This window comes from Nocardia cyriacigeorgica, from assembly GCF_029868385.1.
Classification (GTDB): Bacteria; Actinomycetota; Actinomycetes; order Mycobacteriales; family Mycobacteriaceae; genus Nocardia; species Nocardia cyriacigeorgica_F.
On sequence record NZ_JARWNX010000037.1, the window covers coordinates 20,067 to 32,065 of the forward strand.

Below are 11,999 nucleotides of genomic sequence, written 5' to 3' on the forward strand. Positions count from 1 at the left end.
GCCCGACGCCCGGTAAACGGCGCTTGACCGGCTCAGGCGGCCCTGACCTGCTCCACCTCGGCCACCGTCGGCCGCGGTGCGCGCAGCGGGCGGCCGAGCGCGACCATGACCGCGGTCGTGGCCAACTCGACCAGTCCGCGCACCCCGGCCACCGAGGCGGTCACCGACCACACGGTGGTGTCGCCGTCGTCGGCGATCGGACGGCCCGCCACCCGGTCGGCGAGCCAGTTCAGGCTGATCGGGGCGGCCAGCGGCATCAGCGTGAGGTGCTCGCTGAGCCGATCGCGCAGATAGCTGACCGCCGCGCCGCCGCTGCGATACCGCTGCACCTGGCCGTCGACGCCGTCGATGTGGATGATCTGATCGTGCACCGGCTGGATCACCAGCAGCGGACAGGTCGGTGTCGAATTGCCGAGACGAAGATCGTCGAGCATGGTTTGGAACTCCGGCCTGGCCAGCACCTCGGCCAACGGACGATCCAGATAGTCGTCGAGCCGCTTACCGGCGAGGCCCAGCACCGCCGCCACCGTCGGCCAGCGCGCCGCCCGGTCGAGCAGCTGCTTGCCCTCCGGGGTGAGTTCATCGCGCACCAGCGCGCCGAGCGCCGGGTACAGCCGTGACAGCGCCGCGATGACGATGGTCGGCAGACCCGCGTAGTGGCTGCCGTTGAGCCGGACGAACACCTGACCGGGATCGCCCACCGGAGCACCGAGCGCCGCGCCGACGATATCGAGTTCCGGTGCGTAGGTCGGAGCCATCTCCACCAGCCAGGAACTGGCCATACCGCCGCCGGAGTAGCCCCACGCGACCACCGGGGTGTCCGCGCGCAGGCCGAGCGGGCCGAAGGCGAGGGCGGCGCGCACACCGTCGAGGGCGCGGTAACCGGGTTCGCGGGGCGCGCCGAAATTCCCGTTCGGGCCCTCGTGATCGGCGATGCTCACCGCCCAGCCGCGCCGCAGCGCATTGGCCACCAGCAGCCACTCCAGCTGGGTCACCGAACCGAGGGCCTTCGCGCCGCGGCGCAATGCGTAGGACGGCGAACACCTTTCGGTGACCGCGTCCATCGCCGTCTGAAAGGCCAGCAGCGGGCGCGCATCCGCGGGATCGGCGCCCTGCGGCAGCAGCACCGTGGTGACCGCGACCTCGGGGACGCCGTGCAGGTCACAGCTGCGATAGAGCAGCTGCCAGGCCGAAACCTGTTGCGGCACGAGGCCGAACAACGCGACCTCGACCGTGCGGCTGCGCAGCACCGTGCCCGCGGGCTGATCGGCGAATCCCGGCGGCGGGCGATGGAAGGGATCACGGCTCGGCAGCAGGGGCGTGCTGCCCGCGCCGGTGTCGAGGACTGTCACTTCGCTCGGCTCGGCGCCGATGGTCCGGTCGGCATCGACCGCCCTGTCGCGAGTCATCGCAACCTCCTCGTCGAGGCCCGATGCACTGGCTTCGGGCACATTTGGCGGCATCGTGCCGCCGCGCGGTTCGGCGCCGCGCTGTGTCGCCCGCTCGTCGTGATCGAAAAGTCAAGCTACGCACCGACTGTGGTGCCGACCATCAGGTCAGGGTAAGTTACCCGGCATTCGTCGGGCCAGCCCAAGGCGGATAGTACGGCACGGCGCAACAATCGCCATTACGCTGCCTGATATGGGTGGTCCGACGGTTTTCATCACGGGGGCGGCAGCCGGTATCGGCCGTGCCACAGCGCTGCTTTTCGCTGCTAATGGCTACCACGTCGGCGCCTACGACATCGACGAGGTCGGACTCACCAGGCTCGCCGCCGATATCGGCGGTGCGGGCGGCAGCGTCCGCACCGGGCTGCTCGATGTGACCGACACCACAGCGTGGGCGGAGCGGCTCGCCGAACTATGGGCGGACTCCGGCCGCCTCGACATCCTGATCAACAACGCGGGCGTCCTGCGCGCGGGCCCCTTCGAATCGATCGACCTCGCCCAGCATCACGCCATCATCGACGTGAACATCGGCGGCGTCGTCAACGGAACGCACCTCGCCTTCCGCTATCTGCGTGACACCCCCGGCGCCCAGGTGGTGAACCTGTGCTCGGCCTCGGCCATCTACGGCCAGCCCGAACTCGCCAGCTACGGCGCCACCAAATCGGCGGTCAAAGGGCTCACCGAGGCGCTCGACCTGGAATGGGCGCATCACGACATCCGGGTCATCGCGGTGTGGCCGCTGTTCGTCGCCACCGCGATGGTCGAGGGCGTGAACACGAAATCCACTCGCTCGCTCGGTGTGCGGCTGACCGCCGAGGACGTCGCCGACGGAATCTGGTCGGCCACCACGAAGCACGGCAGGCTGCCCCGCGTGCACTACGAGATCGGCACGCAGGCGAAACTGCTGGCCACCGCGGCGAAATATGCGCCGAACTGGGCGGTGCGCACGGTGAACAAATACGTCAGCGGCTCATGAGCCCCGCGGTGCGGCGGCCAGCACTGGCCACCGCCCCGACTTCTGAGAGAATGCCCGCAGAACTCGACAGGGGGGTAAGTACCGATGCCGAACGCCGCCGGACCGGATACAACCATGCTCGACCGACCCGAACCGACCCGTGAGCACGATCAACTCGACGAACTGCTCGACGTGCTGCGTCAGGGGCCGGGCAACGATCCGCAGATCGGTTACCACGCCGGGCTCGCGGTGGACCGCTGGCGCATGCCGCCGCGCATCCAGGTCACCGGTCGCGCGCATACGGGGCGCACCACCGTGCTGCACGCGCTGGCGCTGATGTCGGCGGTGGAGACCGGCCCGATCGACGAACCCGGTCTGCCCGATCCGGTGCTCGACGGCGACATCGTCGTCTATGTGCTCGCCGCCGCCCCCGGCCCCGCCGATCTGCGCATCCTCGGTGCGCTGCCGCCCGACCGCACCATCGTGGTGCTCAACAAGGCCGATGCGGTGGGCGCCCGCTGGGCCGACGCCGTGCTCGCCGCCGAACAGTACAGCCGCCAACTCGGCAGGCTCGTGCTGCCCGTCGTCGCCTCGCTCGCGGTGCGGACCAGGGCGGGCGCGGTCACCGACAGTGATATGGACACGCTGCGCAGGCATGCGGGCAATACCGATCCGGCGTTCACCCTCTCACCCGATCTGTTCACCGCGCCGAACGTTGGGCCCGATGTCGCCGAACGGGCCCAGCTGTTGCAGCGCTGGGATCTGTACGGGGTGAGCTGTGCGCTGAGCGCGGTGCGCAACCAGCCCGAGATCAGCGGGCAGGCGCTGTTGCAGATCCTGCATGCCGTCAGCGCTGTCGACCCGCTGCACAAACTGCTGCACCGCCGCTACGAGCAGGTCTCGGCCCAGCGCGGCGGTGAACTGCTCGACGAACTCACCAGGTTGGCCGCGCGTGCGGTCCCCGGCGACGGTGGGCAGGCCCGCGACGTGCTCGAGGACTATCTCTACGGCGACGACGCCCTGTGGACCGGTCTGTGCGCCGGTCTCGCCCATCCGTCGGTCGCGCATCTGGCCGCCGGTTACCCCTCACCCGCGCCCGCCGATGCCGACGACGCCCTCAACCGGGCCGCCCGCTGGCGCTCGCTGGTGTCCAGCGATATGCCGCCCGCCGCCCGCCGCGCCGCACTGCGGGTGCACAACGGCTACGTCCGGCTATGGGAGCGAATGAGCAGTGCAGGTCTCTGATCCCCCGGAACACCCGTCGCGCACCGATTCCGCCGCATCCGTCTCCGCGCTGCCCGCGGAGCTGGAGGCAGTGGTGCAGCGATGGAATCCGCAGGGGATGGCGCTGTTGCGAGCCGTCGCGGGTGTCGGCAGCGCCTCCGGTGTGGTGCTGATCGGCCCGGATGACGCCGGAACCACACTGCTCAGGACCGAACTTGCCCGGTTCGAACCGCATGTCGATCTCACCGACCCCGTCGCCGACGCGCGCACGGCTGTCGAAACCACCTCACCCTCGGGTGATGCGCCCGCCGCGGTGGCGCTGATCCTGCTCGATGCGGGCACCACCCTCGGCGCCGGTGTCCTAGATATGGTGCGCGGGCTACGCGCCGGTGGCACCAGGGTGCTGCTCGCCATGAACGGCATCCACGCCCATCAGGACTGGCGCGCGGTGCTCGATCGCGATCTGGCGTTGCTCACCGGCGCCGGTATCACCGATATCGATATCGTGCCGGTCTCCGCGCGTCTCGCGGTGGCGGCACGATCCTCCGGCGATACCGCCCTGCTGGATCGTTCCGGTCTCGCCGTTCTGCACGCGGCGCTCGTCGCCGCCACCCTCGGCGCCGCCGACGACGGTGACGACCGGCTCGCCGCCGTACGAACCAGGGTGCTGACCGACACCAGGGCCCGCATCGTCGAACAGGTCGGCGCGTTGCGTGCCGGTACCGCCGCGGTCCGGCTGCGCGAGGAACGCGCCACCGTGCTGGCCGGACGCGACGGCGGTCGGGGCGCTGCCATGTCCACCCTGCGCAGCCAGCTGCATCTGGCGCGACTGGATCTGATGACCGAGGTCGGGGCGCGGGTGCGGGCCCTGCACACCGCCGCGCGCGCCGAACTCGACCGGCTCGGCCGCTCCGATATCGGCGACTACCCGGACCGGCTCCAGCAGGCGGTGACCGAACTGGCCGCCGCCGTCGACGCCGATATCGAGCATCGGCTGGCCGAACTGGCCTCGCGCGTCGGCGGCCCGGATCCGGGCGGGGTCCGCCGCGATCCGCCGCCGCGGGTGGGCGCGGACCCTGAACCGCGGCAGCGGGGTGTCGAAGATCACCTCATGATCGCGCTCGGCGCGTCGGCCGGTGTCGGCCTCGGTCGGCTGGTGGTTTCGCCGTTCAGTCTGGTGCCCGCGCTGGACGTGGCGAGCGTGCCGGTGACACTGCTGCTCGGCGCCGGTGTGGCCGCCTGGGTGGTGCGGGCTCGCGGCCAGCTCGCCGATCGCAACCATCTGCGGCAATGGGTCGCCGACGTCCTGGTGAATGTGAAAGCCCAGCTAGAGCAGCGGGTCGGCACGGCGATGGTGGAGGCGGAAGCGCAGTTGTCGGAGCGGGTGGCGCGGTCGAGCACCGAACGGATGGTCGAGGTCGATCGTCGCGCCGCCGAACTCGAGGCGCGGCTGCGGCGCTATATCGCCGAACAGCCGGGTCAGCTCGCGGCCTGTGAACGCGACATCGACAGCATCGATCGCTGGGTGGGACCGGCCGGACCTGGGAAGAATGATCAGCGGTGACGAGGGGTACATATGAGGAACCCGATTCCGTACGGTTCGTCATATCGCGTTAACCTCTAGACAGGAACCTGGGCGTCCGCTTCGCCCTGTGCGTCGTCCAGCCGGTCGGCGCTTTCGACGGGCCGCAGCGGGTGCCATCCAGCCAATGGTGGCGCTCGGTGGTTCGGGGCTGGTCATGCGCCGATTGGGCCAGGACCGAAACACCGCAGAACCGCCCATCTCAGGAGAGTTTTCATGACCTCAGCGACCATTCCTGGTCTTCGTGGATCCGACGGCAAAGCGCCGACCGAACACAGCGAACTGCTCGCCTGGGTACAGGAAGTCGCCGAACTGACTCAGCCTGATCGGGTGGTGTGGGCCGACGGTTCCGATGCCGAATGGGAGCGTCTGACCAATCAGCTGGTCGAGGCGGGGACGTTCAAGCGCCTCGACGAGAAGAAGAAGCCCAACTCCTTCCTCGCCCTGTCCGACCCCTCCGATGTCGCGCGCGTCGAATCGCGCACCTACATCTGTTCGGAGTCCGAGGCCGACGCCGGGCCAACCAACAACTGGGTCGACCCGGCCGAGATGCGCGCCACCATGACCGAGCTGTACCGCGGCTCGATGAAGGGCCGCACCATGTACGTGGTGCCGTTCTGCATGGGTCCGCTCGGCGCCGATGATCCCAAGCTCGGTGTCGAGATCACCGACTCGGAGTACGTGGTGGTGTCGATGCGCGTGATGACCCGCATGGGTCAGGCCGCCCTCGACAAGCTCGGCGCCGACAAGCCGTTCGTGAAGGCGCTGCATTCGGTGGGCGCGCCGCTGGCCGACGGTCAGGCCGACGTCCCGTGGCCGTGCAACGACACCAAATACATCACCCACTTCCCCGAGGCCCGCGAGATCTGGTCCTACGGCTCGGGCTACGGCGGCAACGCGCTGCTCGGTAAGAAGTGCTACTCGCTGCGTATCGCCTCGGCGATGGCGCACGACGAGGGCTGGCTGGCCGAGCATATGCTGATTCTCAAGCTGATCTCCCCGGAGAACAAGGCCTACTACATCGCGGCCGCCTTCCCCAGCGCCTGCGGTAAGACCAACCTCGCCATGATCCAGCCGACCGTGCCCGGCTGGCGCGCGGAAACCCTCGGCGACGACATCGCCTGGATGCGTTTCGGCAAGGACGGCCGCCTGTACGCGGTGAACCCAGAGTTCGGTTTCTTCGGTGTCGCGCCGGGCACCAACCACAGCTCCAACCCCAATGCCATGGCGACCATGGACGCGGGCAACACCGTCTACACCAATGTCGCGCTGACCGATGACAACGACGTCTGGTGGGAAGGTCTCGAGGGCGAGCCCGATCATCTGATCGATTGGAAGGGCAACGACTGGTACCTGCGCGAGACCGAAACTCTCGCCGCCCACCCGAACTCGCGCTACTGCACCCCGATGTCGCAGTGCCCGATCCTGGCCCCCGAATGGGACGACCCGCAGGGTGTGCCGATCTCGGCGATCCTGTTCGGCGGTCGCCGCAAGACCACCGTCCCGCTGGTGACCGAGTCCTTCGACTGGCAGCACGGCGTTTTCATGGGCGCCACGCTGTCCTCGGAGCAGACCGCCGCCGCCGAGGGCAAGGTCGGCACCGTGCGCCGCGATCCGATGGCCATGCTGCCGTTCATGGGCTACCACGTCGGTGACTACCTGAACCACTGGATCAATGTCGGCAAGAACGCCGATGCGACCAAGCTGCCGAAGATCTTCTACGTCAACTGGTTCCGTCGCGGCGACGACGGCCGGTTCCTCTGGCCCGGATTCGGCGAGAACTCCCGCGTGCTGGAGTGGATCGTCAACCGGATCGAGGGCAAGGCCGAGGCCGAGTCCACCGCGATCGGCAACGTCCCCACCGCCGCCCAGCTCGATCTGGCCGGTCTCGACGTCGAACACTCCGACGTCGACGAGGCGCTGAAGGTCGACGCCGAGGAGTGGAAGAAGGAGATCCCGCTCATCGAGGAGTGGTTCGAATTCGTCGGCGATAAGCTGCCCTCGGGCGTGCGCGACGAATTCGAGGCGCTCAAACAGCGTCTCGGGTAGATCACCCGTAGCACTTCGACACCGTCCGCACCTGAGGTGCGGGCGGTGTCGATTTCGTGGTCGGCCTGTGGGTTTGGCATGACGCGACACGGGTACCTGTCCGTTATGCCTAGTTGAGCCTGTTGTGTGGCTTATGCTTTGCGTGTTCTCCAGCTCACGACAGCACAGTTCGATTGTCACTGGTCAACTGATCGACTGAACTGCTTCCTCGATCTGTCCGTGGCGCGCGAGAACCGCCGCCGACGACACGATCGCCGCGCGAGAGGGTGTGGAGCATGGCCGATGGGTACAACCGGACTCCGGTAGTCGAGCTACCGATGGCGACGGTGTCACATACGAGTACGCCGTTGCATCGGGCCGCACGGCGCCTGCAATCGGTTCTGCCGCCGGGCTGGTACGTCGAAGTGGTCGACGCGCCGACATGCGGTGACGACGCGCAGTCGGTGCTGCGCGTGGTGCTGCCTCCGGAGTGAGTCGCACCCACCCCGGAGGCTGTCGAATCGTCTTCGGGTCCTAGCCGGTCCAGCCGAGCGGCATCAGCACCGACTTCTGCTCACAGAACGCGTCGAGGCCCTCCGGCCCGTTCTCCCGGCCGAGCCCGGAATTCTTGTAGCCGCCGAACGGTGCGCCGGGATCGAAGGCGTACCAGTTGATCGCATAGGTTCCGGTGCGCACGCGCGCGGCGATCGCGGCGCCGTGCTCCACATCGCTGGTCCACACCGAACCGGCCAGACCGTAGTCGGAATCGTTGGCGATGGCCACGGCTTCGTCCTCGGTGTCGTACGGGATCACCGAAAGTACCGGTCCGAAAATCTCTTCCCGCGCGATCGTCGACGAATTGTCCACATCGGCGAAGATGGTCGGCTCGACGAACCAGCCCTTGTCCAGCCCTTCCGGCCTGCCGCCGCCGAGCACCAGTCGCGCACCCTCGGCCTTGCCCTTGGCGATATAGCCCTCGACCCGCTCCCGCTGACGCTGCGAGATCAGCGGGCCGAGTTGGGTGGCCGGATCGGTGGGATCGCCGACGGTCATGGTGCGCACATGCGCGGCCAGCGCCTCGATGATCTCGTCGTAGTGGCTGCGCGGCGCCAGGATTCGGGTCTGCGCGACACAACCCTGACCGGAGTTCATCAGACCGGAGAAGGCCAGCACCGGAATGCTCGCGGCAATGTCCATATCCGGCAACAGGATTGCCGCGGACTTACCGCCGAGTTCGAGTGAGACGGTCTTGAGCTGTTCGGTGGCGATGGCGCCGATCCGGCGGCCGACCGCGGTGCTGCCGGTGAAGGTCAGCTTATCGATGCCGGGATGTGACGCCAGGTACTCCGAGGCCTCGGCCTCGGCGGGCAGCACCGAAAGCACACCCTCGGGCAGTCCGGCCTCGGCGAAGATCTCGGCGACCTTGTTGGTGGTCAGCGGCGTCAAGGGGGATGGCTTGAGCACCACCGTACAACCGGCAAGCAGCGAGGGCGCGAGCTTGTTGGCGGCGAGGAACAGCGGAACGTTCCACGCGGTGATCGCGGCGACCACACCACGCGGTTCGCGGGATACCCGGGTGGTGCCGAAGATGCCGGTGCGGGTCTCGTTCCACGGGAAGGATTTCGCCAGGCCCGCGTAGTAGTCGAGGGCCGCGACGGCCGGGATCTGGTTCAGCGTGGTGGCCGCCATCAGCGGGGCGCCCATCTCGGCGGTGAGGGTGGCGGCCAGGTCGGCGCCGCGTTCCTCGATCAGACGGGCGGCGCGGGTGAGCACCTGGGCGCGCTCCTCCGGCGGCGTGGACGGCCACGGACCGGAGTCGAAGGCCGCGCGGGCCGCGGCGACCGCGGCGTCGACGTCGGCGCGGTCGACGGCGGGGACGCTGCCGACCGGCTCCTCGGTGGCCGGGGAGAAGACCTGGATGCGCTCGGTGGTGGCGGGCGCGGTCCAGCGGCCGCCGATGAAGAGGCTGTCGTAATCCATGAGAACACGTTACAGTTTTGTCGCCCCGTTGTCTGTAACAGGTTTCAGTTTCGCTTCCGCGCACCCCCATGAGCTGCGTGAATTCCGACCTGTCGGTTCGCTTTTCGTCAGAACGCACTATTGCGTTCTGTTGCTGGACAGTGGATGCTGTAGCTACTGATCAGCTCGCTCGACCCATCGAACCGATACCGCAATTGGGGAGTCCGATTCATGGCGGTGCAAGTGATCGGCCGGTCGTTGATGACAAGCGACCAGACCGAGCATCAAGCTAAGAGCGTTGGCAGCGGCGGCTGGGTGGTTTCCTTCCTACCCGGCCGCACTTTGACCATCGAGCAGGCAACGGCCGCTATGCAGGCCGCCGAGGCCGTGGCGGTGGTCGGAACGCTGGCCGATCTGGTCGGCCTGACCACGCTCGAGGCGGTCGGACTCGCCATGCGGGAGTCGCCGTGGCAGGAGGCGCGTCACGTCACCCGCGGGTGGCGTCAGGCCCTGCGGGTTCGCTGAAAGCGACCGGCCGTTCCGCGCCAGCGCCGCCGGGTTCAGTCCGGTTTGATTGCGACGATCACCAGGTTGCTGACCAGTAACTCGCGCAACAACGGGATACGAACCAGCCACCACGCCCACCGCGGGTGATAGCGGGGGAACACCGCGAACACCTCCGCGGGCGTCCGCTGTGCCCACCGCAGACCATCCGCGGCGCCCACGGCGAACAGGGACCGGCCGAACCTGTTCTTGGGCTCACGACCATGCTTGCGCCGATACCGGCGGGCCGCGTACTCGCCGCCCAGGTAATGCCACGGGCCGGTCTCATGCCCACCGAACGGGCCGTGCCACACCGTGTAGGACAGCACGATCACCCCACCTGGCCGCGTCACACGCACCATCTCGTCGGCCATCAGCCACGGATGGGGCACATGCTCGGCCACATTCGACGAAAAACAGATATCCACCGCGCCATCCCGAAACGGCAGCGCCATCCCCGAACCGCGCACCGCGCCCGGCACCGTCAGACCGGCCGCATGCAGCTCAGAGGGGTCCGGCTCCACCGGGATGTACCTCGCGCCGGTCCTGGCGAACTCGTCGGCGAAATAGCCCGGCCCGCCGCCCACATCGATGATCGTCGCGCCCGCCAGCGCACGACCGGTCGCATCCGCGTAGAAATCGCTGATCATGGCGGCGCTGTCGGTGGCGAGACCACCGTAGAACACCGCGGGCGCGGTCTGCTCGAACCGGAAACTGCTCAGCAGCCGCAGGGAGCGCCGCAGCGTCGCCCGCTCGGCGAAGCGCGGGCCGCGCATCGACCCACGCGGGGCCGCCCGTCCCGTTCGCATCCGGGTCTGCGGCGACCACCCGGTCGGCCTCATATCGGCTCCGATCACGGCGCCGAGTCTCGCACAAACCGCGCCGAGGGCCGGTCGCGGCCGGGTCGGCGGGCGGTCAGGGCCATGATCGGACCACTGTCCAGTGCTGTCCATTAGGGTGTACGTCGATATCCGACGTTCCCGACGGGGACCCGACGACCGGAGAAGCTCGACCGTGCGCGAAGTCCTTCTGCTCTGCTGGCGCGACACGGGGCATCCGCAGGGCGGGGGCAGCGAACGCTACCTCGAGCAGGTCGGCGCCCACCTGGCCGCCCGCGGGGTCAAGGTCACCCTGCGCACGGCGCGCTATCCGGGCGCGGCCACCCGCGAGACCGTCGACGGCATCGACATCAGCCGCGCGGGCGGACGCTACTCGGTGTACCCGCGTGCGCTCGCCGCCATCGCCCTCGGGCGGCTCGGGTTCGGACCGCTGCGCGGACTGCGACCCGACGCGGTGATCGACACCCAGAACGGCATCCCGTTCTTCGCCAGGGCCGTGGGTGGCGCGCCCTCGGTGGTGCTGGTGCATCACGGGCATCGTGAACAGTGGCCCGTCGCGGGGCGAATGGTCGGCCGGATCGGCTGGTGGATCGAATCGAGGCTCTCGCCACGGGTGCATCGCGACAACCAATACCTGACCGTATCCCTGCCCTCCGCCGAGGAATTGACGACGCTCGGCGTGGACAGTTCGCGCATCGCGGTGGTGCGCAACGGAGCTGAACCTGTTCCAGCCGACGCCCCCACCGGTGCGTCCGAAACCCGCACCGCCGAACCACGGGTCGTGGTGCTCTCACGGCTGGTGCCGCACAAGCAGATCGAGGACGCGCTCTCGGCCGTCGCGCGACTGCGCGACCGGATTCCCGGCGTGGCGCTCGACGTCATCGGCGACGGCTGGTGGGCCGACAATCTGAAATCCGTCGCGCGCGAGCTGGGTATCGCCGATGCGGTGACCTTCCACGGGCACGTCGACGAACGCCGCAAACACGAACTGCTCGCCCGCGCCTGGGTGCACGTCATGCCCTCACGCAAAGAAGGCTGGGGTCTCGCGGTGATCGAGGCGGCCCAGCACGGTGTGCCGACGGTCGGCTACCGGTCCTCGCGCGGGCTCACCGATTCCATCGTCGACGGCGTCACCGGGCTGCTGGTCGACGATGTCGATCAGCTGGCCGAATCGGTCGCCGAACTGCTCGACGACGCCCCGAGCCGCACCGTCATGGGGGAGAAGGCGCGCGCCCGTGCTCGGGAATTCTCATGGGAGAGTACGGCGGCGGGCGTGTACCAGGTGCTCGCGGCGGCGGCGGATGGGCGGAAGGTGTCGGGGCTGATTCCGCCGGTGTGAGCCGGGCTGATTCGGCGGGGGTGAGCTGGGCTGATTCGGGGTGTGGGCCGGGCTGATTCGGGGTGTGGGCCGGGCTGATACG

At 68.6% G+C, this 11,999-nt stretch carries 10 protein-coding genes; 7 read left to right on the top strand and 3 right to left on the bottom strand.

Annotated features, from left to right (window positions below; translation table 11 throughout):
• Nucleotides 1-32 precede the first annotated feature (32 nt).
• On the bottom strand, nt 33-1,409 hold the full coding sequence (locus QH168_RS07680) for a lipase family protein (RefSeq protein WP_280233811.1): 1,377 nt from the start codon (nt 1,407-1,409) through the stop codon (nt 33-35).
• A 232-nt stretch (nt 1,410-1,641) separates the two neighbouring features.
• Here QH168_RS07680 and QH168_RS07685 point away from each other — a divergent pair, with 232 nt between their 5' ends.
• The 5 genes from QH168_RS07685 to QH168_RS07705 all read left to right on the top strand — a co-directional run bounded on the left by QH168_RS07685 (nt 1,642) and on the right by QH168_RS07705 (nt 7,731).
• Entirely contained in the window at nt 1,642-2,424 is a 783-nt protein-coding gene (locus QH168_RS07685; RefSeq protein ID WP_280233812.1) for an SDR family oxidoreductase, read from the top strand.
• Between the two features lie 114 nt (nt 2,425-2,538).
• Nucleotides 2,539-3,648 (top strand): hypothetical protein, encoded by a 1,110-nt coding sequence (locus QH168_RS07690; protein ID WP_280233813.1) that lies wholly within the window; start codon nt 2,539-2,541, stop codon nt 3,646-3,648.
• Nucleotides 3,635-5,191, top strand: coding sequence for a hypothetical protein (locus QH168_RS07695; protein ID WP_280233814.1), 1,557 nt, complete (start codon nt 3,635-3,637; stop codon nt 5,189-5,191). Before QH168_RS07690 ends, QH168_RS07695 begins: the two co-directional genes overlap by 14 nt.
• 234 nt (nt 5,192-5,425) lie before the next feature.
• The gene (locus tag QH168_RS07700; protein WP_280233815.1) at nt 5,426-7,258 is read left to right on the top strand and encodes a phosphoenolpyruvate carboxykinase (GTP); all 1,833 of its coding nucleotides are present in this window, start codon (nt 5,426-5,428) and stop codon (nt 7,256-7,258) included.
• Nucleotides 7,259-7,533: 275 nt separating this feature from the next.
• Complete coding sequence (locus QH168_RS07705) at nt 7,534-7,731, top strand: hypothetical protein (protein WP_280233816.1); 198 nt, start codon at nt 7,534-7,536, stop codon at nt 7,729-7,731.
• 40 nt (nt 7,732-7,771) lie between these two features.
• Here QH168_RS07705 and QH168_RS07710 read toward each other — a convergent pair whose 3' ends face one another.
• Nucleotides 7,772-9,217, bottom strand: coding sequence for an aldehyde dehydrogenase (locus QH168_RS07710; RefSeq protein WP_280233817.1), 1,446 nt, complete (start codon nt 9,215-9,217; stop codon nt 7,772-7,774).
• Between the two features lie 210 nt (nt 9,218-9,427).
• Between QH168_RS07710 and QH168_RS07715 the strand changes: the two genes are divergently transcribed.
• Nucleotides 9,428-9,721: a hypothetical protein gene (locus QH168_RS07715; RefSeq protein WP_280233818.1), complete on the top strand. Its 294-nt coding sequence runs from the start codon at nt 9,428-9,430 to the stop codon at nt 9,719-9,721.
• A 35-nt stretch (nt 9,722-9,756) separates the two neighbouring features.
• Here QH168_RS07715 and QH168_RS07720 read toward each other — a convergent pair whose 3' ends face one another.
• A complete protein-coding gene (locus QH168_RS07720; protein WP_432421060.1) occupies nt 9,757-10,515 on the bottom strand; it encodes a class I SAM-dependent methyltransferase in 759 nt (252 codons plus the stop codon).
• A gap of 238 nt (nt 10,516-10,753) precedes the next feature.
• On the opposite strand from QH168_RS07720, the gene QH168_RS07725 reads away from it, so the two are divergent.
• A complete protein-coding gene (locus QH168_RS07725) occupies nt 10,754-11,917 on the top strand; it encodes a glycosyltransferase family 4 protein (protein WP_280233819.1) in 1,164 nt (387 codons plus the stop codon).
• The last annotated feature ends 82 nt before the right edge of the window (nt 11,918-11,999 follow it).

What these genes read in the sequence shown, in the direction of transcription:
- QH168_RS07680 (WP_280233811.1), bottom strand. Translation starts at nt 1,409, where the DNA reads ATGACTCGCGACAGGGCGGTCGATGCCGACCGGACCATCGGCGCCGAG.
- QH168_RS07685 (WP_280233812.1), top strand. Translation starts at nt 1,642, where the DNA reads ATGGGTGGTCCGACGGTTTTCATCACGGGGGCGGCAGCCGGTATCGGC.
- QH168_RS07690 (WP_280233813.1), top strand. Translation starts at nt 2,539, where the DNA reads ATGCTCGACCGACCCGAACCGACCCGTGAGCACGATCAACTCGACGAA.
- QH168_RS07700 (WP_280233815.1), top strand. Translation starts at nt 5,426, where the DNA reads ATGACCTCAGCGACCATTCCTGGTCTTCGTGGATCCGACGGCAAAGCG.
- QH168_RS07705 (WP_280233816.1), top strand. Translation starts at nt 7,534, where the DNA reads ATGGCCGATGGGTACAACCGGACTCCGGTAGTCGAGCTACCGATGGCG.
- QH168_RS07710 (WP_280233817.1), bottom strand. Translation starts at nt 9,217, where the DNA reads ATGGATTACGACAGCCTCTTCATCGGCGGCCGCTGGACCGCGCCCGCC.
- QH168_RS07715 (WP_280233818.1), top strand. Translation starts at nt 9,428, where the DNA reads ATGGCGGTGCAAGTGATCGGCCGGTCGTTGATGACAAGCGACCAGACC.
- QH168_RS07720 (WP_432421060.1), bottom strand. Translation starts at nt 10,515, where the DNA reads ATGCGCGGCCCGCGCTTCGCCGAGCGGGCGACGCTGCGGCGCTCCCTG.